This window comes from Solibacillus faecavium, assembly GCF_014836905.1.
Classification (GTDB): Bacteria; Bacillota; Bacilli; order Bacillales_A; family Planococcaceae; genus Solibacillus; species Solibacillus faecavium.
Genome location: NZ_JACSPZ010000003.1, coordinates 253,234 through 279,759 on the forward strand (window position 1 = coordinate 253,234; position 26,526 = coordinate 279,759).

Consider the following 26,526-nt stretch of genomic DNA (forward strand, 5'->3'; position numbering starts at 1 on the left):
CATCATATGGCTCATACTTTGAATAGCTGAAATTTCTTAAATAGTTTAAATGGAAAAAATATCGGGCAATTAAGGAGTAAGAGAACAAATCAAAATATAAAGGAGCATAAAATATGACACAAACTTCTTATAATGATGTATCGACGACCACTGAAAACGAAAATAATGGGAAGCTTTTAAAAGGTATGGTGTTAGGAGCAATTATTGGTGGTGCGCTGACACTGCTTGATTCAACGACACGAAACAAAGTAACTACCACAACAAAAAATATGAAAGATTCGACACTGGATATGTATAGCCATGTCAAAAATAATCCTTCAGAAGTGAAGGATGACTTGCAAGAACGACTGAAGTCCGCTTCTTCTGTTCTTAAAGGAGCTATAAGCGATGCTCAAAATCTTTATGAAAAAGTAAACGAGAACATTATTATCCCAGTTAGTACAGTAAAGGAAGAATCAAGTGAAATTCTTGCCCAAGCAAAGGAAGCCAAGACGGACTTAAAGGTAATTAGCGGGAAAGTGAAAGAAGCCGGCGAAGAAGTGATCGATAGTAGTAATGGTCAAAATCAAGGTGCAAAGAAGTAGGCATAGCAATTTGAAAGCAAATAATCTTTACATCAGGACACTTTTCTTTAAAGGAAAGTGTCTTTTTCTGTTTCGAGGAAACGGTAATCGGAAGAAATTCTACATCTTTAATCCAAAATAAGGAAAAATGAGTTACTATTTGAATATAAAAGAAAATGAGGTGTGATGATGAATGATAATCAAAAATAAAAAAATCTATGGAATAGGCGTATTGTTTATCGTAGCTCTAATTGTAATAGTAGTCGCTGTCTTTCCTTTTAAAAGCAAAAACGAAATATTGGCCAGTGACGAAGTTTTTAATGATGTAGATTTTAAATCAAAAAACCTAGATGTGAACGGCTCCTATATTGACTTTGAAAATGCGAATAAATATTTAAAAAAACTGCAACTGTCAGATGATGATAAATCTGCAATTATACAAGCTATAGAAAACTCTAGGTTTGAAAAAATACAAAAGCCAGATAAATTGCTCGATGATTACGACTATATTGTTTATATTACATTAAATAAACTGTATGAGTTATATCTCGATTCAACTGAAAAAATATTAGTATTCGCCAATGAATATGATAACGATAGTGATCATTTGTACTATAAAATTTCTAATGACAGTAACTTATTTGAGTTATTAGAAGATGCGGCTTTTCCTAACGGGTGAAAATATTAAAACGGTCACTGCTCTCCAGGAGTTAAGTGACCTTGTTTACTATCGTGGTAATATTATTAAATGATTACTACATGAATTTCACCTGTAATAAACATTTTTATTCCTATTAATGAAATGATAATACCAAGATAAAATGGCCAAGGATTATCTTCTTTCTCCTTATCGAATGTAAAATAGGTTAATATACAAAAAATGAGCGTAAGGAAGGATAGTCCATATTGTGGAAACAGGAATGCAAATCCACTCATAACAAGACCTATCATGCCATAAGGGTTTTGATTTTTAATATTTTTACTATACTTGGTTTGCTCCACATCGTTGTCTCCCCAAATATCAATGTGTTTCATTTTGTTAAGAAAATTAATTGTTTTTTTAAAGATATTCATTAATCACCGGACTTTTCAAAACTTCGTGTTTTAACTTTGAATAAAGGTTTGTAAACTGCTTTATCTCACCTTGATTTTTATGAAGGTTGTGATGACTATTGTAAGTGGCTATCCCTAACTTCGTAAGTTGATTTATCAACATTTTCCACTCGGCCCATTCTGCTGATTGACTTAATAACCCATTATAATACTTATCGAATTGTTCAATGAGGTAAAAACTTGAGAGTTCCTCGGAAATAGCATTAGCTGAATCCAGTGCAACAATACAAAAAGGTATTATTTGTTGCGAGGTTGGTATAGATTCTGAAGAAAAACTAATCCTCGTTTCTAACCAATGCTTCATACCAAATACACCAAAAGCTGTATCTATAGGAATCCACCGGTTAGAATCTTTGTTGTAATACTCAATCCATCTATGGTCATTATGGTTCCATCCAAAAATGGAGTAGAAATTCCCATCCTTTTCAATGAGATTTTCAGAAAACTTTTGTCGATCCTCCCATTCCGGCTGTGAGTTTATTTCCAAAATCCAACGTGTTTTTATTCCTATATGGTTTAAAACTTTTTCAACGACCTTCGCCTGTTCCGCACAGTTCCCAGCCTTGCGTATTAAGATTTCTTCCACAGTTCTTTCCTGATAGTCCGTTTCAATCCATTCAAATTCATCATTGATCCAGGAGAAGATGCATTTTACTTTCTCATCTTCCTTTGTTGCACCCATTATTCTGTCGCTTATTTGATTAGAAATAGTTGTGTTGAAAGACATTTAATATACCACTCCTTTATTTTAAATATTTTACCATTTGTCCAAATTTTAGGCATTCGATTCTTAAAGAAAAACACCAGGTTAGATATTTGAATATAATAGAGGACAATATAAAAAATTGGACGCGATTCAAACAAGGAATGCGATTATTTTCTTTAAAAGAGTCTTTTAGACAAATGAAGTGAGTTTATTTCTTCTTATTCAGTCATATCCTTAGAATAAAAAAGGAAGCGGATAAAATGAAAAAGGTTGGAATCACTTTAATCGGAGCTGTCATATTTTTGTTTGTAGGAGCTTTCTTAATTATCAATAGTTCTTCATCAAAAGGAAATGAATCTGAATTTTCATCTACAGTAAGCTCTGAGGAGATGGAAACTTTCCTATATAAAGATAATGGAATCGTAAATCAAGTGCATAATGAATTATCAGAAAAAGGTTATAGATATAGTATTATGATTGCTGCTTATTCGAAAGAGGATATTCAGATGAAAATTATCCTATCAAACAAAGAAGTGACAGAAGCAACGCAAGAAGAAATAAAATCAATTTTCTATGAATTAGTTAAAAAAAACAATTTAAATCCCAATTCATTTACACTTAAAGTGAGTGATTCTGATGATGGACCAGATTGGTAAAAGGTCTTATTTCGGTTTGAAGCTAACACCTTGTTTACAATTCACTGATGGCTGTTTAAAGAATTCCAAGATTAAATGAAAAGGGGAAACAAAATAAAAACAAAATGGCTTTTGAGTAGTAGTGCCGTGGTAATGGGGTTTTTGGGGTTGGCAGGAACCTTTCTTCCTGAAGAAATTTCAAAAATATTAGGGATTGATCCTTCACCCGTTACTCTCATTCTTCTACAAATCATCGGGGGGCTATATTTAGGGTTTGCAATGTTGAACTGGTTTACACGTTCGTCCCTGATCGGCGGCATCTATAACAAACCTGTCGTATTGGGAAATCTGATACATTACATCGTTGTCTTTTTTGCTCTAATCCGGCAGTTAGCGGAGCAGTTTCATTTCGTATACGTTATTTTGACATTAATTTATTTTGGGTTTGCCGTTTGGTTTACATTGGTTATGCGCTCGAACCCTTTTTCGAAGACTGTTAAATAAAAATAAAAGAGGTCCTCCACAAATTAAATTGTAGAGGACCATTTTTTAAAATTATTTAGCTTATGAAGCTCGGCGCATTGATTTCATAATGAAGCTTACTATGAATACAAGTATAACTGCTCCAATGATAGCTGGGACGATATAGAAATCTGAAACTTTTGGCCCCCAGCTTCCTAGTAGCATACCACCAATCCAAGCACCAACGATACCTGCAATAATATTACCTATAATTCCGCCCGGGACATCTTTCCCCAAAATTACACCTGCAAGCCAACCGATAAGGCCGCCAATTACTAAAAACCAAATGAAACTCATACTATTCATCTCCTAATTTTTATTTAAAATATTTCGCCATAGTGTTTTATAACCTTTATTTAACGAGTTTAAACTTTAAGGAGAAAAAATTATTTTTATAACGAAAAGAAGCTATGTACCTTATCTTCTTTGAGACCAGATTAAAAGGTTTGGAAATGGATAGTCACACTTAATTATAGGATATCTGAAATAACACTGCGTAAAGCCGATATTTTTTAACATACTAAGAATAAAAATAAAAGGTGTGATTGAATTGAAAAGGGCAGTTTTTTTAGATCGAGATGGCGTAATAAATGAGGTTCTGACACATCGAGTGAAATTTGTAAACGAACCGAAGCAATTTTATTTTTTACCTGGTGTAGAAGTAGCAATTAAAAGTTTAAATGACTATTTTGATTATGTGTTCGTCGTAACAAACCAAGGTGGAATCGGATTAGGTTTTATGAAGGAAAAGCAATTACATAAAATTCATGACCATATGGTAGCTGAATTGGAGAAAAAGGGAGCCACGATTCATGAGGTTGCCTATTGCCCACATAAACCAAAGGCTGGGTGTAAATGTAGAAAACCAAATAGCAAAATGATTGTAGATTTAGGCAAAAAATTCAAAATTGACCTTGAACAATCATACATGGTTGGAGATACGGATACGGACATTCAAGCAGGTAAAAAAGCGGGCACAAGAACGGTTTTTATTGGGAAGCACGATCCATTAGCAGATGCAGTGTATCCAAATTTAAAAGAGGCAGCACAATGGATTATTCAGGATTTAAAGATAGGAAATAACCCACAGTGAAAATTTCACTGTAGGTTTTATAGAATGGTTAAATTAAGCCTTCGTTTGCACAGTTTTAGATGGTACAAAGAACGTAAGAACAATCGCGATGATGGCTAGGCCTAGCATCCATATATAGGTGTTGCCTGCTGCCGTAGCAAAGCCTTCATTAGAAGCAAGTGATACGTTAGTTAACTGTATTGTGTAAATGGTTACGATAATCGCTGTTCCAATGGCTCCGGCTAATTGACGGACTGTGTTATTAACAGCCGAACCATGGGAAGCAAGCTCTTTTGGTAATGCATTTAAGGCAGCTGTGTTAAGCGGCATCGTAATGAATGCTAATCCGACACGTAATAAAATGGTGCGCATCACGATATACGTCACGGACATCGTAGTTGTTAAATCAATGACTAGTACCATTGAGAAGGCAATGAGTACGGTCCCGATGATAAAGAGCGGTTTTGCCCCAAAGCGATCGAACAATTTACCGGTAACAGGGGATAAGAATGCATTGATAATCGCGGCAGGTAGTAAAATTAAGCCTGCTATAAACGGATTAAAGCCAAGCCCATCCTGTAAAAAAATCGGCAGCAAAATTAAATCCGCATACATAAGTACAGTTATCGCGATATTAATAATGCTTGTCATCGTAAACATTTTGTACGAGAACACGCGTAAGTTGAGTAACGGTTCCTTAAAGGCGAGCATTCTGCGACTAAATAAATAAATGCCTACTACCCCGATTAAAATCATTGTTAGGACGAGCCAGTCACCCCAGCCTCGGCTCCCGGCGCTACTGAATCCGTAAAGCAAGGCACCGAAGCCAATCGTTGATAAGATAACACTTGTAAAATCGAGCGATACTTTTGAACCTTCTTCTATGTTAATCATGTATTTAAGCGCCAATACAATGATGGCAGCTGAAATAGGAATCATCATGATAAATAAATAACGCCAAGAAACAAACTCAAGTATAAAGCCGCCAACAGTTGGTGCAATGGCAGGGGCAAAAATAATCGCAAAGCCCATTTTCCCCATAATCGCCCCACGTTGCTCTGCCGGGTATAAATAAACGATAACCGTCATCATGAGCGGTAAAATAATACCAGCCCCTGCAGCTTGAATCATGCGCCCTGCTAATAGTGTGCCAAAATTTGGTGCGCATGCGGCAACAATGGAGCCAACTAGTAAAAAGACCATCGAGCTAATGAACATTTTACGTGTTGAAAAACGCTTCATTAAATATGCTGTAATGGGCACAAGTACACCATTTACGAGCATGAAGCCTGTTGCTAACCATTGAATTGTGGCGGGTGTGACACTAAAAATTTGCATCAATTCACTAAGTGCCACGTTCAGTAACGTTTGATTTAATGTAGAGAAAAAGCAGCCGACAATTAAAATAATCACAAGCAGTTTTTTCGTTTTAGGTGATATTTCGTTTTGCATAAAGTCTCCTAACCAATTATATTATAGACACTATGTCTATAAAATATCATAACAAGATGTATAACAAGTTGACCATGAACAATCGTAGACGAAGTGTATAGTAGTAGACAAAACGGGAAAAATTGTCGATAAAAATTGGAGGGGAAGCAGTGCAATATGAAGATCCGCGTGTTTTACGAACACAGCAACTATTAAAGGACGCATTAATGGAGCTTTTGCTAGAAGGGAATCAGCTGCATCAATTATCCGTACAAAAGGTAACGAAGCAAGCCAAACTAAATCGGACGACATTTTATTTACATTACAAGGATCTAGAAGACTTACAGGTACAAATGACGGATGAAATTTTAAAGCAGCTAACAGTTAAAATAAGTACGCTGATGCACGAAAGAAATAGTTCAAGACAAGAGCAAGTCGTCGATTTACTCCATTATTTGCAAAAGCATTGGTCAATGATTACAGTGCTTGGGCAACAAGAAGCGGTCGAACGCCATTTATTTCAACTATTTAAAGAACTGATTACGGCGCGGCGACGCAATCCGATGAAACCGAAGCGAGACTTTTACATAGATCGCGATGTAAAAACAGCATCGATTATTGGAGTCATTATGTGGTGGCTGCAATATGAAAATGAATTATCCGCACAAGACATATCAGAACAAATAGAGTTGATGAATAGGCGGTAGTGCCAAGCGATAACAACTCGGCACTATGTTTTTCACATTACAAAAGTCTTTAATTTAGCTAAGTTTTCTTCTAAAAACACAGCGTTTTTTTCAATACCTCGACGCTTAGACCAACCAATACTATTGAAGGCATCTATAAATGAATAAAACGGTAAGACAGTCTCTAAATCAATGAGCGGTCTAATACTTTTATAGCCTTCCTGAAATGCCTCATAGAAAGCGGGGTTGAAGCTTAGGAAATCACGGTTCAATTTGGTGAAATCGATTTCAGTGGAACCGAAGCGAACGCTTTCAAAATCAATCATGCCTGAAACTCGATCACCGTCAATAATAATATTGGCCGGCCGGAAATCCATATGTACAAAGCTAGGTCCATCATGAGGAGGGAGTTGCTGCTTCATTTCCTCAAACTTTTCAATGGCTTTCCTGTACAAATGTTCGTCCACAACAGTAATCACATCCTCAGCAAAGCCATAAAATTGTTTTTCGATAAAATGAGACCAGTTTGAAAATTCATTTTGTATGCCGGTTAACAATTTCCCCTCTGGCGGACGAACTGTATGCATAGTAGCTTGTAGGACACCTACTTGAAATGCTACGGTTGGTAAAACATCTGTTGTTAATGGTTTTCCTTTTAATTCAGACAATAAAAAAGCGCCGGGACAGGCATCATCACCAGACCAGTAATCCAACATTTCCGGAATAGCAACACGCCCCTTCAAAACCTCATAAGCTTCCAATTCGCGCTGCCATTTCAATTTCGTATAGGGGATTTTCAAAAAAACGTTTTCCCCATTTTTTAATGTACACTTATAGACGGTAGAACTATGAGAATTTTCCACATCACTAACAGATTGCACTTGCAGCCCAAATCGATCAATTAAACTATTTAACAACAAACAAACCTCCCTTATTATTAACTCGCAATCTAAATGAGAGCCACTAAATTCTGTTAAACTGCTCAAATCCGTACGTTTAAGTATAACAGCTTGCAGTCTTTAAATGGTATAATTTTACACATGAACTTTTTAAAATTTAGGTGAGGTAATTAGTGTGAGATCAAAAAAGTCTTCACTATGATGGAAAGGAGGTCCCGCTTTGCTAGAGTTAAGAACAATTAATCAGGACAATTATGAAGAATGTTTAAATTTGCGTACAATTGATACCAATGTGGACTTTGTAGATTCTGTAGCATGGTCATTAGCCGAAGCGTGGGTGTTTTATGATGATTCCCGCCCTTTTGCAATTTATGCCGATAATGTGATGGTAGGTTTTGTTTCAATGTATATTGGCGAAAATAACCCCCAAATCATCAATTTTATGATAGATAGCCGGTTTCAAAGAAGAGGCTATGGATCAGCAGCGGCTAAGCTTTGTATTGAGTATTTGTGTAAAGAATTCAATGCACATAGGATTTCCGCACCAGTTAATCTAGAAAACATTACTGCACAAAAATTTTGGAGCAACATCGGCTTTGAAAGAACAGACGATGTGGAGGATGGTTATCTTTATATGCGGTTGTACATAACGGAAAAATAGGTCTTAGTGTCTTTCTCCTCCATAATCAGCATAGGATACGGTTATGGAGGGGTGGTCTTGAAAAAAGATAAGCAAATTCTCTATTTTTATATGATTTTGGTCACAATCGGAATCACACTCATTGCTTTGGCTATAATGAAGTATATTGTTGAAGTAAATGAACCTAGAGGATATTTAATAATACTTATTGGATTTGTACTTACATTTAACTATATTAATTACTTAGAAAAAAAAGCAGGGATAAGTAAAAAAATCATTTGGATTAGAAATAGTGTGTATATGGTGTTAGTAGGTTCCTTAACATATTTTTTATATTTCTAATTAGTGTAATAAGGATTAATAACGTATCCAAAACAAACGGCACCGCCTTGTTAGAACAAATGGGGTGCTTTGGAATGTATAGAGGAATGGAGGTTCAATACTTTGGGTATCAAGACGTTTCTTCTTAGTTTTATCGTTATCTATATATTGATTAGCCTTCCTACGATGTTAGGGATTGGGTACGTTATTGATTGGATGCCAGAAGCAACAGAACTACAAAAATTTAAGGGATATGTTATGGAAGGACTTACAAACAACTTCCTCATCAAAATTGTCATTTCAATAACAATCAGTGCTATGTTTAGCTTCTTTCTACAAAACGGTAATTTTAAATTGGATTAATCCATTTAATTTTTTGCTTTTATTCTAGAATTAAAATTAAGTATAAACTCATACCCAAAAGCTACTAACAATCCAGTCCAAAAGATTACGCCGGAAGTAAGAGGCTCACTTTCAAATATTAGTGAGGAAACATAATTTATAAATAATAGCAGCATATAAGTGTAAAAACCGAGGATGGCTCCTTTTCTCCAATTATTCTGCTCAACCTTAGCCATCTTTCTGAAGAATTTCATTTTAAGCCTCCATATTGTTAGTTAACAAAAGATGTTACAGCAATACTCCATACAATTAAAACAAATGACGCTGTTAATAAAAATGTATTGAAAGTAGTAGGTAAGCCTTCTTTAACTTTCTTTATTATAATTACTAAATTAACACAAAATATAATAGCTAAAACAGGCATCAAATAAAGACTAATTACTAGAAATACTATCATCGTGTACTTTTCCTCCCATCTTTAAATCAAAAAAGCCCAATTCCTTATGAATTGTGCCCTTATGTGGAAAACAAATATTTTATTTCATTACACTTTCAAATTCTGCAATCGTCTTAGTAAACTTTGATTGAGTTTCTAGGACAATTTTTTGTAAGTCGTCAGTAATTTTGCCGACATTTCCTACGTCTTTTAAAATGGTTTCAACATTCAGATTGACATTTTTAATGGCATCATCAACATTACCAGCCAATCTTCTCACTTCTTCAGCTACTACTTTGAATCCTCGACCTTGTTCTCCTACGCGGGCAGCTTCAATTGCTGCATTTAACGCTAGCACATTCGTTTGCCTAGAAATATTGCGAATCGTTTTAGTAATTTCCGTGATTAAATCAATGTGATTCTTTAATGATTCTACTGCCTGTATTTTTTCATTAGAATTCTCAACGACGAGATTTACTAATTCGATGGGCATTTCCTTTAATTCAGCAGTAATTTTATTGGTAGTATTTTCACGCTCGTTAATATTAGTCGCTATTTTAAGAACGGCTTCTACTTTACCATCAGGATTTATAATGGGGATATAGGTAGCCTCCAACCAAATGATATTGCCAAATTTAGTGACCCGTGGAATCTTTGATTGAAACTTTACCCCTTTACTGAGGTTATTCCATAATTCTTTATATTCTTTACTATTTCTAAACTCCGTCGTACAAAACTGCTCATGCTGCATATTTTTCATTTCATTAACTGTATAGCCTAATGTTTCTGAAAAATTTTCATTTACCCAAATTACTTTTCTGTTTAAGTTGAACTCAATCATTGCTAAATTTGTTTCCATTGCAGCCAGCACAGATTTTTCATTTAGCATTTGAGTACTTATGTTAACGCCCGGAGAAAAGAACACTCCTTAGAAACCCCCTTATAAAGAATTATTAATTTCCTATTAACTAGGAAATCTAATTATATAGTAATTTAGTGCTATTTCGAAAGTATTTTGCTTAAAAAGATTGAAATATATGTAAAATTTTTATTTCGATTTGAGGAAGTATATAGTTTAATACTTTTAAATAATAATTTGATAAAGTATCCACTTATTTTTTATAATATGCTACATTTAAAGAAAAAAATGTTAGAGAGGATAAACCAACTGTGGGCTCGCAATTGTACATGTATATTACGCTTGTTTGTATGTCGGGAGTACTTAATTTGTACTTATGTCTCTATGCCTTTAGCAAACGCCATAAATATACGAATATCGCAAATTACTTTATCTTTTACACAGCAGCTCTAAGCATTTACAGTTTTGCTTCTGGTATGAGTTTAATTTCTACGACGCTTGAGCAAATAAAGTTATGGAATTTCATTTTATATTTAGGAATGCCCTTGTCTGCACCATTAGGGTTATTATTTGTGATGAGCTATTTAGGTGTTAAACTTACGGTAAAGAGAAGTATGCTCATACTGCTTATTCCTTTTATTACGATCTTAATGGTAGCGACGAACAGTTGGCATCATCTGCATTATCGTGTTTTTGAACTGGATCCGAATTTAGGTGCTCCTTACGTTTACCAGGAGATTGGTATTTGGTATACGGTGCATGGCATGTATACATTTGCCTCCTTGTTTATTGCCTTGTTACTATTAATCTTTCATTGGAAAGAAACGGCTAAGGCATATCGTCCACAATTAATTGCGTTAATGTTCGGTCAGCTTATACCTATGGTAACAGCGTTTCTCTATTTGACAGGATTTACACCTGCAGGAATTGACCCCGTAGCCATGATCTTATGGATTTCTTCTCTGCTTTATTTATTATCGATTAGCACTTCCAGTCTGTTTACCATTATGCCAATTGCTAAAGACAAAATCTTTAATAGCATAAATGATGGCGTAATTGTATTGGATGAATCCTTTCGATTAATTGAGTACAATCAGGCCTCGAAGGCAATGCTCCCACATTTGAATAACTCACTTTTCGGTAAGAACTTTGTTGAAATATGGACGGATCATACAGGAGGAACTTTACCTTTTAAATTAGGAGCCGATGTAGGAGACATTCAGGAATTAAAACTGAAGTTAGATGATGGGGAGCGTATTTATCAAGTACGTACGACACCACTAGAGCAAGCGAGAAATAGAAAAGGTTTACTCTTAGTCTTTACGGATATAACGGAAATCAAAAGGCTGCAGGAAAAACTGGAGCAACAGGCTTATTATGATGAGCTCACACAAATTTATAATCGCCGCGCCTTTTTACAACAATGCGAGCAGGATTTTTTGGCAGCCAAAGAAACTGTCTATCCGTTTACGGTGATGTTACTAGATATCGATCATTTTAAACGGGTGAATGATACGTATGGGCATCAGGTAGGTGACCAAGTTATCATGCACGTAGTAAATGTTTGCCAAAGACAATTGCAGGAAGGAAGCTGTTTCGCTCGTTATGGCGGAGAGGAATTCGTCATTGCACTAAATGGATACAATGAAACAGAGGGCGAAGTATTAGGCAACCGACTTCGAACAAGCGTGGAGAAGGCACCACTTATTACTCCGGAAGGAAATATTCCGGTTACGTTAAGCATTGGAGTTGCAGAGGTGAAGGATTGGACAGAGGAAACATTACATCAGTTATTGCATAAAGCAGATACAGCTTTGTATGCTGCCAAGCAAGAAGGACGCAATCGGGTGAAGGTTTTCGGGGTGGGCGCGGAAGTACGCTCCTCTCATTGAGCTAGGAAAATAAGCGGAGAATTTCCGTCTATTTGCTTCATGACCGTTGTTCGGGGGTAAAATAAGGGTTAGTTTTCCGCTTATCACCTCAGAAAATCATATATTTAAGTGTGTTTTCGTTAAATAAGCGGAATTTCTCCGTCTATTTAGGCTAATTTTCTGATGGGATTCAAAATAAGCGGAATTTCTACCGTTATTTCTTTAATCCACCAGAAGTCACATCATTGCAGGAGCTAAAAATGAAGAAATACAATTTTATAAAAAAACAATTATCGAAAACTAATAAGAAAAATGATGAAAATTATGTAGTATCTCGTATTTGGCATTTGCTGAATAATTCGGATGTGAAGATGATTACCCAGCAATACATTGTCCGTGATGTGGCAACCAAAACATATGCGCTTGCCGACATTTATTTTCCACAAATTAATACGATTGTAGAAATAGATGAGCCATATCATTTATCAGATGAAATGGTGCTGAGTGATACGATGCGTCAACACGATATCGTACAAGCGATTGAATGTGAAGTCTTTCGTATAAAGGTGACAAATGATTTGCAGGAAATGAATGAAAAGATTGATGAGATAGTTTTAGCGCTTCGTCAGCAGTTTGACCGTATAGATTATCAGGTGTGGGATGTTGAGCAGGAGTACAATCCAATGACCTATGTACAAAGAGGGTATCTTGATGCGACTGAACATGTTGCATTCAAAACGGTAAAAGATTGCTGTAATTGTTTTGGAGCCGGCTATAAAGGGTTGCAAGGTAGCGGAGCCAAGCACAAATTTCAGGATGCCATCGATATTAAAGCGTTAAAGTTTTATCCGAATGCGAATTGGGATAATGAGTTAAGCGCGAATGAACAATATTTCACCGAGTATCATACTGATGCGGAAGTAAATGCTTCCTATATGAAGAAACGTTTGGATGAGCTGAGACAGGAACTTGCATTATTTGCCCATGTCCGTAGTGAATTTGGCGGCTTCGAATATGTATTTAAAGGATGGTACAAAGTGAATCCGAAACGGTCCCTAGAGTTAGGTAAAGTATGCTATGATCGAATATCAACAACGATGCCGACATATTTTGCATCGGATCAAGTAGCTTATGTGAAAGTGGCAAAAGCTATAGAAAATAATCGAGAAATTGCATTCTTCTATGATAAGGAAGAACTTGAGCGCTTTCAGGAGAGGTATAAGGATGCGGATATTACATATGAATTGATGAGCAACTACAGCTAGGAAAAATAAGCGGAGAATTTCCGTCTCTTTGCTGGATGACCGCTGTTCGGGGGTAAAATAAGGGTAAGTTTTCCGTTTATCACCTCAGAAAATCATATATTTAAGTGCTTTTTCGGTAAATAAGCGGAATTCCTCCGTCTATTTAGGCTAATTTTTCGGTGGAATTCAAAATAAGCGGAATTCCTACCGTTATTTTAAGGGCCGAGGTATACCAGTTGTTAAGCGACACGAACTAGCTAAAGTGAGGGATTGTAAATGTTTGGATTGATAATGAGTGGATTACTTTGGATATTTTTGATTATGAAATTTTATAAAAACAGAAGCCTTTTTAAACAGCTTTCAAAAAAAGAATGGGTTCAGTTTGGCGCAGGATTTTTAGTTGCATGGGCTGCAGCTGTGATTGTCATTATTGGTGGCTCCAATTTTACGGATACTGTACAAATTTCTTGGCTAGTAAACATTTTGGAGATTGTAATTATTTTGATGGGATTGGCTTTAGCAGGCTTCATTATGAATAAAACCTTGCCGGAAAAAATAAGAGAATTTTACTCATAAATTCAGCAAGAGAACGGGGGGAAATACAATGGATGACATTATAGGATATGCAGTAGTTTTTATCATCATTTCAGGGTTAATTAGCGAAAATAGTGGGGGGAATCCTTTATTTCGGAAACAGTTGAAAAGAAAAAATATGATGATGACTGCTACGTTATTCGGTATTTTATTGTTTTTTACATTAAACATTATTAGCGGTATAACAAGTATGCCGGTATCAAATTCCATTACTGCCATCGGGATCTTTGGTAGTTTTTCTTTTTACATATATGCAAAGTTTGTAATGTCACCAAAAGAGGAAAATCAACGCTTTTTAAAGAACTCAAGATGATCATCTCCAGGAAGAAAAGAGCAGCATATCCTAGTCTGGCAGTAATTATCTAAATGGCAAACTGAAGATATATCCGATATAAAAGAACAACTCTCTGAAGAAAAATGGCACTTTACTATTCAATGTCTTATATACTGAACTTTGGGTAGGTGATGAATATGCCTCCATCCCAATATCTTTTGCCATTAAGATGGCTCTTTTCATATGCAAAGGGTCACTTACAATAGTAAAAGTTTTCAAGTTTTTCTCATTTGCGATTTCATAAGCGTATTTTAAATTTTCTTCTGTAATTTTTGATTTAGTTTCAATAAGAATATCTTCTGAATTAACATTGTTTTTAATAGCATAATCTCTTGCTACCTCTGATTCTGCATATTCATCATCCTCACTCTTACCACCAGTAAAGATAATTTTCTCTACATAATTATTCTCATAAAGCCAGATAGAATGATTAATCCGTTCTCGAAAAACAGGAGAAGGTTCATCCTCCCAAATAGCAGCACCAAGTACTACAGCTGCATCAGTTTTAACTAATTGATTTTTGTTTCCAAAAGACCAAATGCTAATAGCTGAATAGCATATGAAAATAAGAAAAATAACTATTATGGCAATGAACAATCTTAGCACGAACTTTTTGGTCAATTGAAATCAGTCCTTTTAAAAATAGTAATGTAATTCCCGAACACCTAGTATATTCCTCATTCAAACACATCAAAAACTTTACTTTCACCCTCTTCAAATGGGCAATGAACAATTTGTAGATCTTTCATTTCCCAAGATGAGGAACGTAAATAAATATATGAGTGATCCAGTTCAACAACATTGTGACTCGTACCATATTCTATATCGTCGTATTGCTTATGAAAACCAGGTTGTTCAATTGTTTTAGGACTATACAAATTTGATGGCTGTTGTGTAGTTTCTTTAATTAATCGCGTACGAATATCGTATTGATGCGTATAGATAAATTCATTAGACGACATCGACAGATTATCATTTCCGATAAAGATAGTTGTACCATCTGGCGAAACAGCTGCCATCATCATTGTAATGCCATATGACTTGATTTGTTCATATGAAATGCGATTAGTCACGACTGTATCTTTCATATTGAATACGACTACTCCAAAAGTACCTTGCATAACGACTATGTTGTTAGCGGCATATAAAAGCCTTGGCATCTCAGCACCGATATTCATTTGTTCAATGTCAGACAAGTCTACTGCTAATTCTGCCCCTTCTATGTTAGACGAACAACCAAATAGCAACAATAATGATATAGCTACAGATAAAAATTTCAATTTCAAATACCTTTCACCGCCTTTTCTAAATTAGTCGTTAAAAACCCATTAAAGTTTCATGAAAATTCAGTTAATATTAAGGTGGTAGAAATTTAATTAGGAGGTGTTTTATTTTGAGAGAAAACTCATTCCGCCATTTTCTTGATTCGTATTTAAATATTTGGCGAAATTCATCGTTATCAGACATGAAAAGGATAATTTCTAAAGATTATAAAGCAAGGGAGATTTCAGCTGGTGAAGTAGTAGACTTTGGTTATGAACAGTCTATAGCTGGATGGGAACAGGGGTTTAATTTTGTTAAGAGAGAGGGAAATAGCTGGGATTTAAATGAGGTTTCAATAATTCCATTACGAGAAGATGAAGTGATGGCGATCATATCAGCTACATTAATCATTGATGGAAAAAGATTAGAGAGTGTTAGCTTATTTTTTCAAACGTTTAAAAAACAAGAAAATGATGATTGGACATTAATAAGAAGTTACATAGAAACAGGCGTTTTGAGTAAAAATGAATTCCCCGGTACGATTCTGTAGCTAAGGTACTTTTGAGAAAAAAATAAGCGGAGTTTTTCCTGTTATTTTTACAACGACACCCATTTCGCCATGAAATAAGGGGAAAAATTCCGCTTATCAACCAAAAAACCACCAAATTTCCCCGTCCCACAGGCCAATAAGGGGAATTCCTCCGCTTATTTAGGCGCATAATCCGTAAATTTTCGAAATAAGGGTAAATTCTCCCCTTATTTTCACAACGCCCACGCCCCCCGAGAAGATAACTAACTTAACTCATAGTACATATCCGTTATTTTTTTTTGCCTTTATTTAAGTGAATCCAAGTGCTTTTTACATACAAAATGGTTTATCACAATAACATTAACAGTTGTTGATTATACGGGATTGAGTTTATCTAAGGAGAAGTAATTGCATGATCTAGGATTGTTTGTATTTCTGAGAAGAGTAAGGGAGACCGCGTTTTTTTAACATTTGTTTGATTTCAACTGTTTGAACGCCTTCTTCCACACATTCTGCGATGAGGCTAAGTATTTCGATATCTTTTAAAGAAAATTTCCTTGTACCTTTGGACGAACGCGCAGGGAGGATGAGGCCACGCTCCTCATAATATCGGATTTGACGAATGGATAATCCAAGAAGCTCACTAACATTACCGATTGAAATGATTTTCTTATCGCGAAAAGATTGATAGTTTTCTTTCATAATAGACCACCTCTCGTTAATAAAAGTTACATACTAGTATTTTTATTCTGAATTTTATTGATTACCTAAGTTGTATGTTAGGATAGTTGACATTTTATTTCAACAAAACATCTAAAAACGAGAAGTATGTTAGAAAATCTAACAATATAGTAGTCAGAAAATTATAAAAATATATACTAAGGGTATCTCAAGCGAATGACCTTAACGAAAAATGGAACGCATTCCGTATCGTGAAACAGGTCTCTCGAAAACATTTTAGAGGAGGAAACCAAGATGATGAAAATACAAAAGAATGGTTTTTATTTACTAATGCTGATGATGCTTCTTTTATTAAGTGCATGCAGTAAAGATGAAGCGAAAACAACGGCTTCAGCCGAAAATGGCGGTGTGATTCCTTTAAAAGTTGGTATTCAGAAAAACGCTGCTTTAACGAATGCCTGGATTGCAGAAAGTGTCGGTATTTATGAAGAGCATGGATTAGATGTCAAACTGATCGAATTTAAATCAGGCTCAGAATCGATCAATGCGCAACGTTCTGGAAGTGTAGATATTATTTTGTCAGCACCAGGTACGGCGATGGTGGCCAATGAATCCGGATTTGATCTAGTATCCATTGCTCAAAATGAAATTGCACAAGCAGAAGGACCAGATACAGCCTCTGTTCAAGTATTAGCCGATTCGAATATTGAAAGCTTAAAAGATTTAGAAGGAAAAAAGGTAGCGATTTACGATTCACGTAACCAGTTAGTTTTAGGACTGAAAAAGATTATTGAAGAGTCTGGTGCAGACGTAGATAAAGTTGAATTTGTAGAAGTACCGTTTTCAAGTATGGGAGATGCCCTTAAGAACAATCAGGTTGACGCCATTTCATTAGTAGATCCTTATACAACACAGCTCGTTTCTGAAGGGACAACAAAAGTAATCTCTTGGAATTACGTAGAAAGTATTCCGGAACAGCCGGTAGGAGCTTGGTATGCACGCAGTAAATTTGTTGAAGAAAACCCGGAAGCTGTTTCCCGCTTTTATGATGCGATCTCCGCTTCGATTGAATATATGTTAGCGGATGAAGAGCGTGCCAAAAAACATATCGTTGATTTCACAGGTGTGGATGAAAAGTTAATTACCGATATGCCGCAAATTGCGTGGAGCAATGAATTTAATAAAGACGTATGGCAGCAAATTGTTGATATGTATGTAGAAGCAGGCGAGTTAAAACAAAAGCATGAAGCAACAGAGTACTTTTCACAATATGTCACGGAAACTTTGAAGTAAAGAAAGGGTGGATTGTTATGAATTTATCAAATGTGTATGAATTAGGTACAGACAGTGAAATGCAAATAGAGACAGGGCGTCCGAAAACTCTTATCCATATTGAAGGAGTGAACAAGGAGTTTTCTGTAAACAAAAATAAGATTACCGTATTTGAGAACTTTTCGTACAAAATCCCTGAAGGCAGCTTTCTTTCCATTGTTGGGCCTTCTGGATGCGGGAAATCAACACTGCTGAAACTCATTTCCGGACTGGAAACTCCTACAAGCGGAACAATCAATTTCGACGGGCAAGTCATTAGTGGACCGCCAAAAGGAATGATTTATGTATTCCAGCAATATACAAAATCCATTTTCCCGTGGTATACCGTTTTGGAAAATATTGAATTTGGACTGAATACGCAAAAGAAGAATATTTCCAAGCAAGAAGCGAAAGAGCGCTGCATGGAGTATATAAAGCTGGTTGGCCTTGAAGGATATGAAGACTATTATCCATCTCAACTGTCAGGTGGTATGCAGCAGCGTGTTGTCATTGCCCGCGCATTAATTTGCGAACCGAAAGTACTTTTAATGGATGAGCCGTTCAGTGCGGTCGATGCGATGACACGAGCAATCTTGCAGGAGCTGCTACTCAGTATTTGGGAGAAGCTGCCAATCACAATTTTGTTCGTTACACATGATGTAGATGAAGCCGTATTTTTATCAAGCCATATTATTTCATTAGGGAAGGCCCCTATTGGATTAAAAGAAGATATCGTTGTAAATCTGCCATATCCCCGAAACCAAATTGATACGAGAAAAAGTAAACACTTTACGACGATGCAGTTGAAGTTGTTTTCAAGTATCTTCTCGCAGGAAAAAGGACAGGCGTAAATATGAGATAGGAGGAGATGTATATGTTAAAACGTTGGCCGGGATTTGTATTAATAATAGCACTTTTAGTAATGTGGGAGATTGCCTCAAAAACGGGGATCGTTGACTCTGTAAGCATGCCTCCAGTCAGTCAGGTATTTACAACATGGGGCGGTATTATAGCTAACGGTGAACTATTAAATTACTTGCTGCCGAGTTTAGGAAGAATATTCAGTGGCTTCTTATTAGCAGCATTAGTAGCGGTTCCACTTGGTTTATTAATGGGTACAACGCCATTTATTTATCGTTTGTTAGAGCCGATTACAGAGCTTATTCGTCCAATACCGGCTTCTGCTTATATTCCGGTAGCGATCTTATTTTTAGGAATTGAAAATGAAATGAAAGTATTCGTTATCTTCCTTTCAAGTTTATTCCCGATTTTATTAAACACTTACAGCGGTGTACGTGGTGTAGATCCAATCTTAATCGATACAGGCCGTACATTTGGTGTTTCGAAAATGAAGTCATTGTTTAAAATCATTTTGCCGGCAGCACTACCTTCTATATTAACTGGTATGAGGGTTTCGGTTGGTATTGCACTTGTCGTAGCAGTTGTAGCGGAAATGATTACGGGTAACAGCGGCATCGGGTATTTCATTTTGGACATGCAGCGTATTTTCCGTGTAGCAGAGATGTTTGCAGGTATTTTCACATTAGGAATTATCGGTTACTTAATTAACTTCGGTTTCTTAAAAGTAGAGCAATACTTCCTGCGCTGGAGAGGAAATACAGGAGGAGTTTAAGTTCGGACTTGATAAATGGAGCTATTAATAAAGGAGGAATTGACGATGACAAGAATTTGGGATGAACTGCTTTCAGAAACGGATAAATTGGTGATAGAAAGAGGCGGCTACGGGAAGTCGAGAGGGCTAGGCAAAAGCCCGCTGCTGCTAATCATTGATCCGCAATATAACTATATGGGAGAAAATGTGCCAATTGAAGAGCAACTGCACAAGTATCCGAGCGGTGGCGGCGAAAAAGCTTGGGCGACACTTGATAATGTGAAGCAGCTAAAAGCATTGGCGGATGAAGTAGGCATTCCGACGATTTACACACGAAATGTGCAAAAAAGATCCATTCAATTTGATTCCTTTGCATTAAAGGCGAATCGCGACAATTCCAACTATGTAGACGGCATGCCAGGAACAAAGATCATTGATGAACTATTGCCGTTAGAAAAGGATATCGTCGTGGACAAAAGCTACGCTAGTGCATTTTTCGGTACACCGTTAATTAGCTATCTTGTGAAATTAGGTGTCGATTCGTTAATTGTTGTCGGCGGCTCAACTGGTGGCTGTGTCCGGGCAACGATTGTCGATGCTGTCACGCATAATTTTAATGTAGCGATTGTAGAAGACGCAGTATATGACCGAATTGAATTATCCCATAAAGCAGCTTTACTGGATTTATGGATGAAATATTGTGACGTTGTACCGACCGAGGCTATTAAAGAGTATTTGCTTAACTTAAAGAAGGCCGTCAGATAACTATTTGAATGGAGGTTGTGGGATGAGGCAACAAACTTCAAACGTTCAATCAGTAGAAAGAGCTTTGCAAATTTTATCTTGTTTCACAATCGAAGAGAACAGTTTATCCGTTAAAGAAATTTCAGAAAAACTGCTGCTTCCTAAAAGTACAGTAGTCAGGATTTTGCACACATTAAAATCGCAGCGCTTTATTGAGCAGGACAGCTTAACCCAGCTTTATCAATTAGGCTTTAAAGTATTTGAGCTAGGGAATGCCTATGCTGCGACAATTGATTTAAGACAAGTGGCACTACCGGTAATGCGGTTGCTTAATGAGGAAACGTTGGAAACGGTAAGTTTAAACGTACTCGATGGCTATAACCGTGTCTGTATTGAAAAGGTGGAAAGCAGTCAGCAAATCCGGAATTTTGTGAAGGTTGGGGGACGTAGCGCACTTTGCTACGGGGCCTCCGGAAAGTTGTTGTTCAGCTATTTATCGAATGATGAGCAAAAAATGGTAATGCAGCAGGAGGCGCTTGATTTCAGTCAACAGGAAGTTCTGCTGGAACAAGCCCAGCAAATTCGAAACGATGGCTATGCAGTCAGTTTAAGTGAGCGGATTGAAGGGCTGCTATCGATTTCATCCCCGATTTTTGACAGCAAGCACCAGATCATTGGGGGATTATCGATATCTGGTCCGGTAGCGCGGATGGGGATTAAGCAGGAGCAAATGATTCAGTCATTGCTAAAGGCTTCTGTAGAGGTCTCTGAAAAAATGGGCTACATCCAACTGATTATAGCTTCTGAGTAGTGGGATCATGAGAATGGAGTAGATGTGTATGGGGGACAAGTTCAATTCTTGGAAAGTACTGATGATAACGAGCTTAGGTGTTCTTTTAGTCATGATGAATATGAGTACGTTAAATGTGGCGCTTCCCTCGATTACAACGCATTTCCAGGCAACCTCTTTAGAAGCGAGCTGGATATTGCTTTCCTACATGCTATTCAATACGGTCTTCATATTAGTTTTTGGTAAGGTCGCGGATTTATTCGGGCGTAAAAAGCTTTATATTATCGGCATTGCCAGCTTCACTATTTTCAGCTTTTTATGCGGATATGCAACAGATGTTGGCATGCTGATTGTGTTAAGGGCACTGCAAGGAATTAGCGGGGCGCTTGTCATAACGAACACGACACCCATGATTGTCTCTGCATTTAAAGCAGAAAAATTAAGTTCAGCGCTCGGAATTAATGTAGTCGTTTCTTCGATTGCGCAGCTCATCGGACCAGTTGTAGGCGGGTACTTCACCTATATGTTCAACTGGCAATGGGTGTTCTGGTTTAATATCCCAATCGGTGTTATCGGGACGGTGTTAGCAATTTGGATGCTGCCAAAAAATGTAGTGAAGCATTCGAAAATAACGTTCGATTATTATGGAAGCTTACTTATATTAGCAGGCTTAGGTGGATTAATTTACGGGATATCAAGCAGCAGTGAGCTTGGCTGGACACATATATCCGTTATTGCAGGAATTGCGATTTTCATACTACTGGCCATTGTATTTTATTTTGTGGAAAGAAAGGCGAAAATGCCCGTTGTGAACTTTGCATTATTTCGTCAACAAACCTTTTCGATGGCGAATATGACGACATTTTTAAACTCACTTGCACGGTCATCGGTTGTTCTGCTAATGGCATTGTTTTTTCAAATCGTATACGGGGCGAATGCTTTTCAGGCAGGCTTATGGGTATTGCCGATGACGGGAGGCACAGTCGTCGCATCACTAATGATTGGAAGGCTAAGCAGTTACATACGAACGCGGATGCTAACGACAGCAGGTCTTTTCATTTCAACAATCGGCATGAGCTTGCTGGCACTAAACATGAATGTGGAAAGCTCGTTTACCGCATTAATGATCGGGCAGTTCTTGATTGGTTTTGGATCAGGTATTTTTATGACCCCGAATACACAATTAATTATGATGAGTGTCCCGAGTCATTCAACAGGTGTCGCGAACGGACTCCGATCGATGCTACAAAATATGGGCGGGGTACTGAGCACGGCGTTAGCGTTAATGATTGTCGTCTCAGCTGTTCCGGATGATTTAAAGGGAGCGGTGTATGCCGGTGCTGCAGCGAACGTTTCGGTAAATCGCTTAGTATTTATAACAAGTGGATTCCAATTGGCATTTATCATTACAACGATGATTACACTAGGTGCAGCATTTGCAGCTTTTTGGACAAGAGAACCAACATCACAGGAAAAGGCAGTGGAAGTAGAGGAAAAGCGTGATGTTGCCTAAACTAAAGGAGGAATGAGTATGAAGACGATTATTAAAGGTGGAAATTTAGTTATTCCGTATGAAGGTGTAAAAAGAGCAGATATCATGATAGAGGATGGAATCATTACAGCGATTGGCAACGATTTAAATGAGCACAATGCCGAAATTATTGATGCAAATGGCAAGCATATTTTCCCGGGCGCCATCGACGGTCATAGTCATTATGGCGTTTACGGCAGCCTAGCGGAAGACTATTACAAAACTTCGCGTTCTTCTGCCATTGGTGGGGTAACGTCAGTCATTAATTTTATGCGCAGCTCCCAATCGTACAAAGACCAGCTGCCAACGGAAATCGGGATTGGCGAAAACGAAAGCATCATTGATTTCTGCTTCCACTTAGGTATTATGACAAATAAGCATTTGGAGGAAATGAGCTCCTACGTGAATGAATTTGGTTCTACTTCCTTTAAATTATACTTAGGCTACCGCGGTCAGGAGCAAAGCCGCTTTGGCACAGACCGCTTATTGGATGATGAACTTTTATTAGATATTTTCGCGGAAATGAACAGTATTTCAAAGGATCTTGTATTAGCCATTCATTGCGAGAACGTGGATATGGGGAAACATTATACGAAAAAGTATGAGGGCGTAACCGATAAAAACGAACTGATTTTCTTTGAAAAATATAATCCGGATATTGTGGAGACAGAGTCGGTTGTACGCTGTGCGACATTGGCCTTACACTATGATGCGAAAATTACCGTCGTGCATATGAGTGCCGGTACGAGTATGCAGGCATTGGAAAAAATGACGCATTTCAATCCGGATATCGTCAATGTAGAAACATGTCCGCACTACTTACTCGAAACGGTAGACAACAAGAAAGGCTTAGGGGCAATTGTTAAGCCACCGCTTCGATATAAGGAAGATAATGAACTGCTATGGGAGGGCATTAAAAAAGGGATTGTAAAGTTTGTCGGGACAGACCACGTATCAATTTTCTGGAAAGATAAATTTAAAAATGGTTATGATATTGATAAGACGGTATTAGGATTTGGAGGCGCGGAATTCATGTTCCCGCTAATGCTAAGCGAAGGCCATTTCAAGCACGGATTACCTTTAGAAAAAATAGCCGAGCTAACAGCCGCGAATACAGCCAAAACATACGGCATGTATCCTCAAAAAGGAACAATCGAAATTGATTCGGACGCAGATTTAGTACTCGTCGATTTAGAGAAGAAGCTAACAATCGATGCGAATACAATTCCAATCAATTCGGACTATACAATTTATGAAGGCCGAGACATCCAAGGTTGGCCGGTCATGACAATACGCCGCGGCGAAGTAATCGCAAAGAACGGCGAGATTGTGGAACCGAACACAAAAGGCAGATACATTTTCCGAAAAGCAGAACCGGTGGAGAATGCAGCGTTAGTTGAAGCAGCAGTGAATTAAAGGAATGAGAACGAATCGCCCGTTTTAGTAGTGAGGGGCGGTTTGTTTTTTGTTGTGAGCAGTAAAATAAGCGGAGAAATTCCTGTTATTTGCTAGTTGACCGCTGTTTTGGGGTTAAATAAGGGTAAGATTTCCGCTTATTGCTTAAAAAAAAATAAAATTTCATGATTTCCAGGTCAATAAGCGGAATTTCTCCCGTTATTTCGGCTGATTTTTAAAAGAAATTAAAAATAAGCGGAGATTCTCCTGTTATTTACCAAAGCCAATTATATGAACCTGCCTACTCACCAAAAATAAGGGAAGCAATTTCCGCTATTTCCTGATCGAGCGCTGTTTAGGAGTTAAATAAAGGAAATATTTTCCCTTATCATTGAAAAAGTCACCCATTTTCACGATTTATAGGCTAATAACGGAAATTTGTTCCTTTATTTCAGCAGATTTTCAAAGGAAATTAAAAATAAGGGAAATTCCTTCCTTTAAAATAAGCAACAAATATAAGAAACCCGGCAGCATCCACCCAAGATGCTGCCATTTTTTTTAGGAAATTCCGTTATCAATAACCATCTTCATAGATAGCTGGAATTTGGTTAATCTATTAGCAATATAACTTAGCAGGAGATGATTGAGTGGGTTTCTTTGACTTAAAAGCGACTTGTGGTGTGTGTGATCAACAAGTTGAATTGAATCGATTTAAATTAAAAAAATCAAATGCGTGGATTTGTCCGAGCTGTTTAAAGGAAGCTGGCGGAGCAACGCGTATTAATGTGAACAAAGTAACGGTTGAAGAAGTGAAGGCCATTATTCAGGAAAAAGAAGACAAGCTTGGTGATGATCCGATGTCGCGAGCAGAGAATATGTACCAGTACTGTGTAGATAATCAATTCGGCTCAGGCTTTAACCAAAGTTGGGGAGTAAAGCATTTTAAAGTATTACAGGATAATTTAATCCGTGATGAAAAAGTATTGATGACATTTATAGGGTTGCATAATTATAACTCGGTAACAAAGCATGATAGTAATTATGCATACGCAATTACGAACAAGCGCATCCTATTCGGACAAAAATCAATGACAGGTGAAAAATTCAAAGCAGTCAACCATGAAAGAATTAATGATATCTCTTTCGAAAAAGGGATGGTATTTGGTGTTTTAACAATTGATACACCCCAGGAAAAATTTAAGGTTGGTCTGGATAGTGGTTCTGCCACAGCAATAAATAATGCTATTCATGAAATACTGGATAAATTAAAAACAAGTAACAAAAATGATCACACATCAGTCCCTGTACCTATATCAAATGCCGAAGAGATCATAAAATATAAAGAGCTACTAGACGCAGGAATTATAACTCCCGAAGAATTTGAAGCAAAGAAAAAGCAACTTTTAGGATTATAGTGATGTAAGAGAATATGAAGGTGTTGTTAATAATTGTTAAAAGAGTTATTTTTTCGTTGAATTTGGAATATAGTTATCGATAATTAGGGTAAGGAGAGATAAGAACAAAAAAAGAGGAAAGGCGGTAATGGGGTAAAAGGAAGCAAGATTGATATTTCTCCATATGTGAAAGATCGTTTTGAATTATTCGAGAAAAGGGTGAGATAATATGAATCAAATTTTCAAAAAAGATGAGTTCATTATTATTCCTTTTTATAAAGGGCGAAAGCAAGAATTTATGGTAGTTAATACGAAGAAGGAATTCAAAAATGGACATACCCACTTAAAGTCATTTAAGATGGCCAAGTATTTGATTAATCTTGCACGTTTCCAAAAAATCAATTCCGGATTAAGACCCTATTTATTAACAAGCCTTACAAGAATATCAACGGATCATGAATATATTCAGAAATTAGAGGAGCTTCTAGCCGTCAAACGGAGTAAAGGAACGAAAGCTTCTTACTATAATCGAGCAATTTAAATATAAATAAATAGACCGCTTTTTCAAGAAATTGAAAGAGCGGTTTTTTGCATGTAAATTTGGCTATCAAACCAATTTAAATCATTTTTAATAAAGCCTCTTCACCAATCATGCCTTCTTCGATGCCACACGCTTTCGCTTCATGTGTGATGGACTCCAATGGCGCTTTAAGTAAATCATCAATTGTTCTGACACCAACTGCACGACCCGCAATAATTTTGCGATCAGACAATTTTTCATTTAACAGTCCGACATCAAGCGCACCACACATAATGTATCCACGCTCATTTGAAATCGTCAGCAATGTTGTCTTAGGTAAATGAACAGTTACAGCATAAAATAAATGACCTTGAAGATCAATCGTTTCCGTATAGACGATAACCTTCGCCCCCCTTCATATAAATCATATGAAACAATTAGAAATAGGTACTTGTTTTGGGGGAAATAAGTAGGGTATTTGAAAAAAG

The 26,526-nt window shown here is 36.9% G+C and carries 34 protein-coding genes; 23 read left to right on the plus strand and 11 right to left on the minus strand.

Going from position 1 to position 26,526, the window contains the following annotated elements:
- Positions 1–113: 113 nt before the first annotated feature.
- Entirely contained in the window at positions 114–584 is a 471-nt protein-coding gene (locus H9635_RS08195; RefSeq protein ID WP_191699700.1) for a YtxH domain-containing protein, read from the plus strand.
- A gap of 172 nt (positions 585–756) precedes the next feature.
- Positions 757–1,242 carry a hypothetical protein gene (locus H9635_RS08200; RefSeq protein ID WP_191699701.1) on the plus strand — a complete coding sequence of 162 codons (486 nt, stop codon included), beginning with the start codon at positions 757–759 and terminating at the stop codon, positions 1,240–1,242.
- Between the two features lie 65 nt (positions 1,243–1,307).
- Here H9635_RS08200 and H9635_RS08205 read toward each other — a convergent pair whose 3' ends face one another.
- Positions 1,308–1,598 carry a cell division protein FtsK gene (locus H9635_RS08205; RefSeq protein ID WP_318245191.1) on the minus strand — a complete coding sequence of 97 codons (291 nt, stop codon included), beginning with the start codon at positions 1,596–1,598 and terminating at the stop codon, positions 1,308–1,310.
- A gap of 25 nt (positions 1,599–1,623) precedes the next feature.
- Entirely contained in the window at positions 1,624–2,403 is a 780-nt protein-coding gene (locus H9635_RS08210) for a transglutaminase-like domain-containing protein (protein WP_191699703.1), read from the minus strand.
- A 239-nt stretch (positions 2,404–2,642) separates the two neighbouring features.
- Between H9635_RS08210 and H9635_RS08215 the strand changes: the two genes are divergently transcribed.
- Both H9635_RS08215 and H9635_RS08220 read left to right on the plus strand, forming a co-directional pair.
- Positions 2,643–3,038: a hypothetical protein gene (locus tag H9635_RS08215; RefSeq protein WP_191699704.1), complete on the plus strand. Its 396-nt coding sequence runs from the start codon at positions 2,643–2,645 to the stop codon at positions 3,036–3,038.
- Positions 3,039–3,185: 147 nt separating this feature from the next.
- Positions 3,186–3,521, plus strand: coding sequence for a multidrug DMT transporter permease (locus H9635_RS08220; RefSeq protein WP_225231194.1), 336 nt, complete (start codon positions 3,186–3,188; stop codon positions 3,519–3,521).
- 60 nt (positions 3,522–3,581) lie between these two features.
- Here the strand turns inward: H9635_RS08220 and H9635_RS08225 are convergent, their stop codons facing one another.
- The gene (locus H9635_RS08225; protein ID WP_191699705.1) at positions 3,582–3,836 is read right to left on the minus strand and encodes a GlsB/YeaQ/YmgE family stress response membrane protein; all 255 of its coding nucleotides are present in this window, start codon (positions 3,834–3,836) and stop codon (positions 3,582–3,584) included.
- Positions 3,837–4,089: 253 nt separating this feature from the next.
- On the opposite strand from H9635_RS08225, the gene H9635_RS08230 reads away from it, so the two are divergent.
- Positions 4,090–4,632, plus strand: coding sequence for a D-glycero-alpha-D-manno-heptose-1,7-bisphosphate 7-phosphatase (locus H9635_RS08230; RefSeq protein ID WP_191699706.1), 543 nt, complete (start codon positions 4,090–4,092; stop codon positions 4,630–4,632).
- 33 nt (positions 4,633–4,665) lie between these two features.
- Here the strand turns inward: H9635_RS08230 and H9635_RS08235 are convergent, their stop codons facing one another.
- Positions 4,666–6,063, minus strand: a complete 1,398-nt coding sequence (locus H9635_RS08235) for a DHA2 family efflux MFS transporter permease subunit (RefSeq protein ID WP_191699707.1) — start codon at positions 6,061–6,063, stop codon at positions 4,666–4,668.
- Positions 6,064–6,212: 149 nt separating this feature from the next.
- Between H9635_RS08235 and H9635_RS19460 the strand changes: the two genes are divergently transcribed.
- Entirely contained in the window at positions 6,213–6,749 is a 537-nt protein-coding gene (locus H9635_RS19460) for a TetR/AcrR family transcriptional regulator (RefSeq protein WP_191699708.1), read from the plus strand.
- A 32-nt stretch (positions 6,750–6,781) separates the two neighbouring features.
- Here H9635_RS19460 and H9635_RS08245 read toward each other — a convergent pair whose 3' ends face one another.
- On the minus strand, positions 6,782–7,645 hold the full coding sequence (locus H9635_RS08245; RefSeq protein ID WP_191699709.1) for a phosphotransferase family protein: 864 nt from the start codon (positions 7,643–7,645) through the stop codon (positions 6,782–6,784).
- 202 nt (positions 7,646–7,847) lie between these two features.
- On the opposite strand from H9635_RS08245, the gene H9635_RS08250 reads away from it, so the two are divergent.
- The 3 genes from H9635_RS08250 to H9635_RS08260 all read left to right on the plus strand — a co-directional run bounded on the left by H9635_RS08250 (position 7,848) and on the right by H9635_RS08260 (position 8,951).
- The gene (locus H9635_RS08250; protein ID WP_191699710.1) at positions 7,848–8,288 is read left to right on the plus strand and encodes a GNAT family N-acetyltransferase; all 441 of its coding nucleotides are present in this window, start codon (positions 7,848–7,850) and stop codon (positions 8,286–8,288) included.
- A 51-nt stretch (positions 8,289–8,339) separates the two neighbouring features.
- Entirely contained in the window at positions 8,340–8,609 is a 270-nt protein-coding gene (locus tag H9635_RS08255) for a hypothetical protein (RefSeq protein ID WP_318245192.1), read from the plus strand.
- Between the two features lie 102 nt (positions 8,610–8,711).
- A complete protein-coding gene (locus H9635_RS08260; RefSeq protein ID WP_225231195.1) occupies positions 8,712–8,951 on the plus strand; it encodes a hypothetical protein in 240 nt (79 codons plus the stop codon).
- A 5-nt stretch (positions 8,952–8,956) separates the two neighbouring features.
- Here the strand turns inward: H9635_RS08260 and H9635_RS08265 are convergent, their stop codons facing one another.
- Together H9635_RS08265 and H9635_RS19465 are read right to left on the minus strand one after the other, a co-directional pair.
- On the minus strand, positions 8,957–9,184 hold the full coding sequence (locus H9635_RS08265) for a hypothetical protein (protein ID WP_191699712.1): 228 nt from the start codon (positions 9,182–9,184) through the stop codon (positions 8,957–8,959).
- A 282-nt stretch (positions 9,185–9,466) separates the two neighbouring features.
- The gene (locus H9635_RS19465; RefSeq protein ID WP_191699888.1) at positions 9,467–10,255 is read right to left on the minus strand and encodes a methyl-accepting chemotaxis protein; all 789 of its coding nucleotides are present in this window, start codon (positions 10,253–10,255) and stop codon (positions 9,467–9,469) included.
- Positions 10,256–10,575: 320 nt separating this feature from the next.
- Between H9635_RS19465 and H9635_RS08275 the strand changes: the two genes are divergently transcribed.
- The 4 genes from H9635_RS08275 to H9635_RS08290 all read left to right on the plus strand — a co-directional run bounded on the left by H9635_RS08275 (position 10,576) and on the right by H9635_RS08290 (position 14,247).
- Positions 10,576–12,117, plus strand: coding sequence for a histidine kinase N-terminal 7TM domain-containing diguanylate cyclase (locus tag H9635_RS08275; protein WP_318245193.1), 1,542 nt, complete (start codon positions 10,576–10,578; stop codon positions 12,115–12,117).
- Between the two features lie 239 nt (positions 12,118–12,356).
- Positions 12,357–13,361, plus strand: a complete 1,005-nt coding sequence (locus H9635_RS08280) for an AbaSI family restriction endonuclease (RefSeq protein WP_191699714.1) — start codon at positions 12,357–12,359, stop codon at positions 13,359–13,361.
- 270 nt (positions 13,362–13,631) lie between these two features.
- The gene (locus H9635_RS08285; RefSeq protein ID WP_225231196.1) at positions 13,632–13,916 is read left to right on the plus strand and encodes a hypothetical protein; all 285 of its coding nucleotides are present in this window, start codon (positions 13,632–13,634) and stop codon (positions 13,914–13,916) included.
- 28 nt (positions 13,917–13,944) lie between these two features.
- Positions 13,945–14,247: a 4-aminobutyrate aminotransferase gene (locus tag H9635_RS08290; protein ID WP_191699716.1), complete on the plus strand. Its 303-nt coding sequence runs from the start codon at positions 13,945–13,947 to the stop codon at positions 14,245–14,247.
- A gap of 45 nt (positions 14,248–14,292) precedes the next feature.
- Here H9635_RS08290 and H9635_RS08295 read toward each other — a convergent pair whose 3' ends face one another.
- Together H9635_RS08295 and H9635_RS08300 are read right to left on the minus strand one after the other, a co-directional pair.
- Complete coding sequence (locus H9635_RS08295; RefSeq protein WP_191699717.1) at positions 14,293–14,889, minus strand: YdcF family protein; 597 nt, start codon at positions 14,887–14,889, stop codon at positions 14,293–14,295.
- A gap of 56 nt (positions 14,890–14,945) precedes the next feature.
- Positions 14,946–15,548 carry a hypothetical protein gene (locus tag H9635_RS08300; protein WP_191699718.1) on the minus strand — a complete coding sequence of 201 codons (603 nt, stop codon included), beginning with the start codon at positions 15,546–15,548 and terminating at the stop codon, positions 14,946–14,948.
- 113 nt (positions 15,549–15,661) lie between these two features.
- Between H9635_RS08300 and H9635_RS08305 the strand changes: the two genes are divergently transcribed.
- Positions 15,662–16,081, plus strand: a complete 420-nt coding sequence (locus tag H9635_RS08305; protein WP_191699719.1) for a flavoprotein — start codon at positions 15,662–15,664, stop codon at positions 16,079–16,081.
- 396 nt (positions 16,082–16,477) lie between these two features.
- Here H9635_RS08305 and H9635_RS08310 read toward each other — a convergent pair whose 3' ends face one another.
- The gene (locus H9635_RS08310; RefSeq protein WP_191699720.1) at positions 16,478–16,762 is read right to left on the minus strand and encodes a MerR family transcriptional regulator; all 285 of its coding nucleotides are present in this window, start codon (positions 16,760–16,762) and stop codon (positions 16,478–16,480) included.
- A gap of 273 nt (positions 16,763–17,035) precedes the next feature.
- Here H9635_RS08310 and H9635_RS08315 point away from each other — a divergent pair, with 273 nt between their 5' ends.
- The 9 genes from H9635_RS08315 (at position 17,036) to H9635_RS08355 (ending at position 26,059) form a co-directional block, all read left to right on the plus strand.
- On the plus strand, positions 17,036–18,034 hold the full coding sequence (locus H9635_RS08315; protein ID WP_191699721.1) for an ABC transporter substrate-binding protein: 999 nt from the start codon (positions 17,036–17,038) through the stop codon (positions 18,032–18,034).
- Positions 18,035–18,051: 17 nt separating this feature from the next.
- Positions 18,052–18,903 carry an ABC transporter ATP-binding protein gene (locus tag H9635_RS08320; protein ID WP_225231197.1) on the plus strand — a complete coding sequence of 284 codons (852 nt, stop codon included), beginning with the start codon at positions 18,052–18,054 and terminating at the stop codon, positions 18,901–18,903.
- A 23-nt stretch (positions 18,904–18,926) separates the two neighbouring features.
- On the plus strand, positions 18,927–19,685 hold the full coding sequence (locus tag H9635_RS08325; protein ID WP_191699722.1) for an ABC transporter permease: 759 nt from the start codon (positions 18,927–18,929) through the stop codon (positions 19,683–19,685).
- Between the two features lie 45 nt (positions 19,686–19,730).
- The gene (locus tag H9635_RS08330; protein WP_191699723.1) at positions 19,731–20,429 is read left to right on the plus strand and encodes an isochorismatase family protein; all 699 of its coding nucleotides are present in this window, start codon (positions 19,731–19,733) and stop codon (positions 20,427–20,429) included.
- A 22-nt stretch (positions 20,430–20,451) separates the two neighbouring features.
- Positions 20,452–21,219: an IclR family transcriptional regulator gene (locus H9635_RS08335; protein WP_191699724.1), complete on the plus strand. Its 768-nt coding sequence runs from the start codon at positions 20,452–20,454 to the stop codon at positions 21,217–21,219.
- Between the two features lie 28 nt (positions 21,220–21,247).
- Entirely contained in the window at positions 21,248–22,711 is a 1,464-nt protein-coding gene (locus H9635_RS08340) for an MFS transporter (RefSeq protein WP_191699725.1), read from the plus strand.
- Between the two features lie 18 nt (positions 22,712–22,729).
- Positions 22,730–24,145, plus strand: coding sequence for a dihydroorotase (locus H9635_RS08345; RefSeq protein ID WP_191699726.1), 1,416 nt, complete (start codon positions 22,730–22,732; stop codon positions 24,143–24,145).
- A gap of 626 nt (positions 24,146–24,771) precedes the next feature.
- Positions 24,772–25,539: a PH domain-containing protein gene (locus H9635_RS08350; protein ID WP_191699727.1), complete on the plus strand. Its 768-nt coding sequence runs from the start codon at positions 24,772–24,774 to the stop codon at positions 25,537–25,539.
- A 208-nt stretch (positions 25,540–25,747) separates the two neighbouring features.
- Entirely contained in the window at positions 25,748–26,059 is a 312-nt protein-coding gene (locus tag H9635_RS08355) for a hypothetical protein (protein ID WP_191699728.1), read from the plus strand.
- 76 nt (positions 26,060–26,135) lie between these two features.
- Here H9635_RS08355 and H9635_RS08360 read toward each other — a convergent pair whose 3' ends face one another.
- Positions 26,136–26,438: a YunC family protein gene (locus H9635_RS08360; RefSeq protein WP_191699890.1), complete on the minus strand. Its 303-nt coding sequence runs from the start codon at positions 26,436–26,438 to the stop codon at positions 26,136–26,138.
- Positions 26,439–26,526 lie beyond the last annotated feature (88 nt).

Excerpts from the sequence above, each read along its gene's own strand:
- H9635_RS08280 (WP_191699714.1), top strand. The coding sequence starts at position 12,357 with ATGAAGAAATACAATTTTATAAAAAAACAATTATCGAAAACTAATAAG.
- H9635_RS08335 (WP_191699724.1), top strand. The coding sequence starts at position 20,452 with ATGAGGCAACAAACTTCAAACGTTCAATCAGTAGAAAGAGCTTTGCAA.
- H9635_RS08285 (WP_225231196.1), top strand. The coding sequence starts at position 13,632 with ATGAGTGGATTACTTTGGATATTTTTGATTATGAAATTTTATAAAAAC.
- H9635_RS08345 (WP_191699726.1), top strand. The coding sequence starts at position 22,730 with ATGAAGACGATTATTAAAGGTGGAAATTTAGTTATTCCGTATGAAGGT.
- H9635_RS08310 (WP_191699720.1), bottom strand. The coding sequence starts at position 16,762 with ATGAAAGAAAACTATCAATCTTTTCGCGATAAGAAAATCATTTCAATC.
- H9635_RS08200 (WP_191699701.1), top strand. The coding sequence starts at position 757 with ATGATAATCAAAAATAAAAAAATCTATGGAATAGGCGTATTGTTTATC.
- H9635_RS08330 (WP_191699723.1), top strand. The coding sequence starts at position 19,731 with ATGACAAGAATTTGGGATGAACTGCTTTCAGAAACGGATAAATTGGTG.
- H9635_RS08235 (WP_191699707.1), bottom strand. The coding sequence starts at position 6,063 with ATGCAAAACGAAATATCACCTAAAACGAAAAAACTGCTTGTGATTATT.
- H9635_RS08225 (WP_191699705.1), bottom strand. The coding sequence starts at position 3,836 with ATGAGTTTCATTTGGTTTTTAGTAATTGGCGGCCTTATCGGTTGGCTT.
- H9635_RS08340 (WP_191699725.1), top strand. The coding sequence starts at position 21,248 with ATGGGGGACAAGTTCAATTCTTGGAAAGTACTGATGATAACGAGCTTA.
- H9635_RS08290 (WP_191699716.1), top strand. The coding sequence starts at position 13,945 with ATGGATGACATTATAGGATATGCAGTAGTTTTTATCATCATTTCAGGG.
- H9635_RS08265 (WP_191699712.1), bottom strand. The coding sequence starts at position 9,184 with ATGAAATTCTTCAGAAAGATGGCTAAGGTTGAGCAGAATAATTGGAGA.
- H9635_RS08215 (WP_191699704.1), top strand. The coding sequence starts at position 2,643 with ATGAAAAAGGTTGGAATCACTTTAATCGGAGCTGTCATATTTTTGTTT.
- H9635_RS08275 (WP_318245193.1), top strand. The coding sequence starts at position 10,576 with ATGTCGGGAGTACTTAATTTGTACTTATGTCTCTATGCCTTTAGCAAA.
- H9635_RS19465 (WP_191699888.1), bottom strand. The coding sequence starts at position 10,255 with ATGCTAAATGAAAAATCTGTGCTGGCTGCAATGGAAACAAATTTAGCA.
- H9635_RS08210 (WP_191699703.1), bottom strand. The coding sequence starts at position 2,403 with ATGTCTTTCAACACAACTATTTCTAATCAAATAAGCGACAGAATAATG.
- H9635_RS08205 (WP_318245191.1), bottom strand. The coding sequence starts at position 1,598 with ATGAAACACATTGATATTTGGGGAGACAACGATGTGGAGCAAACCAAG.
- H9635_RS08315 (WP_191699721.1), top strand. The coding sequence starts at position 17,036 with ATGATGAAAATACAAAAGAATGGTTTTTATTTACTAATGCTGATGATG.
- H9635_RS08320 (WP_225231197.1), top strand. The coding sequence starts at position 18,052 with ATGAATTTATCAAATGTGTATGAATTAGGTACAGACAGTGAAATGCAA.
- H9635_RS08355 (WP_191699728.1), top strand. The coding sequence starts at position 25,748 with ATGAATCAAATTTTCAAAAAAGATGAGTTCATTATTATTCCTTTTTAT.
- H9635_RS08195 (WP_191699700.1), top strand. The coding sequence starts at position 114 with ATGACACAAACTTCTTATAATGATGTATCGACGACCACTGAAAACGAA.
- H9635_RS08325 (WP_191699722.1), top strand. The coding sequence starts at position 18,927 with ATGTTAAAACGTTGGCCGGGATTTGTATTAATAATAGCACTTTTAGTA.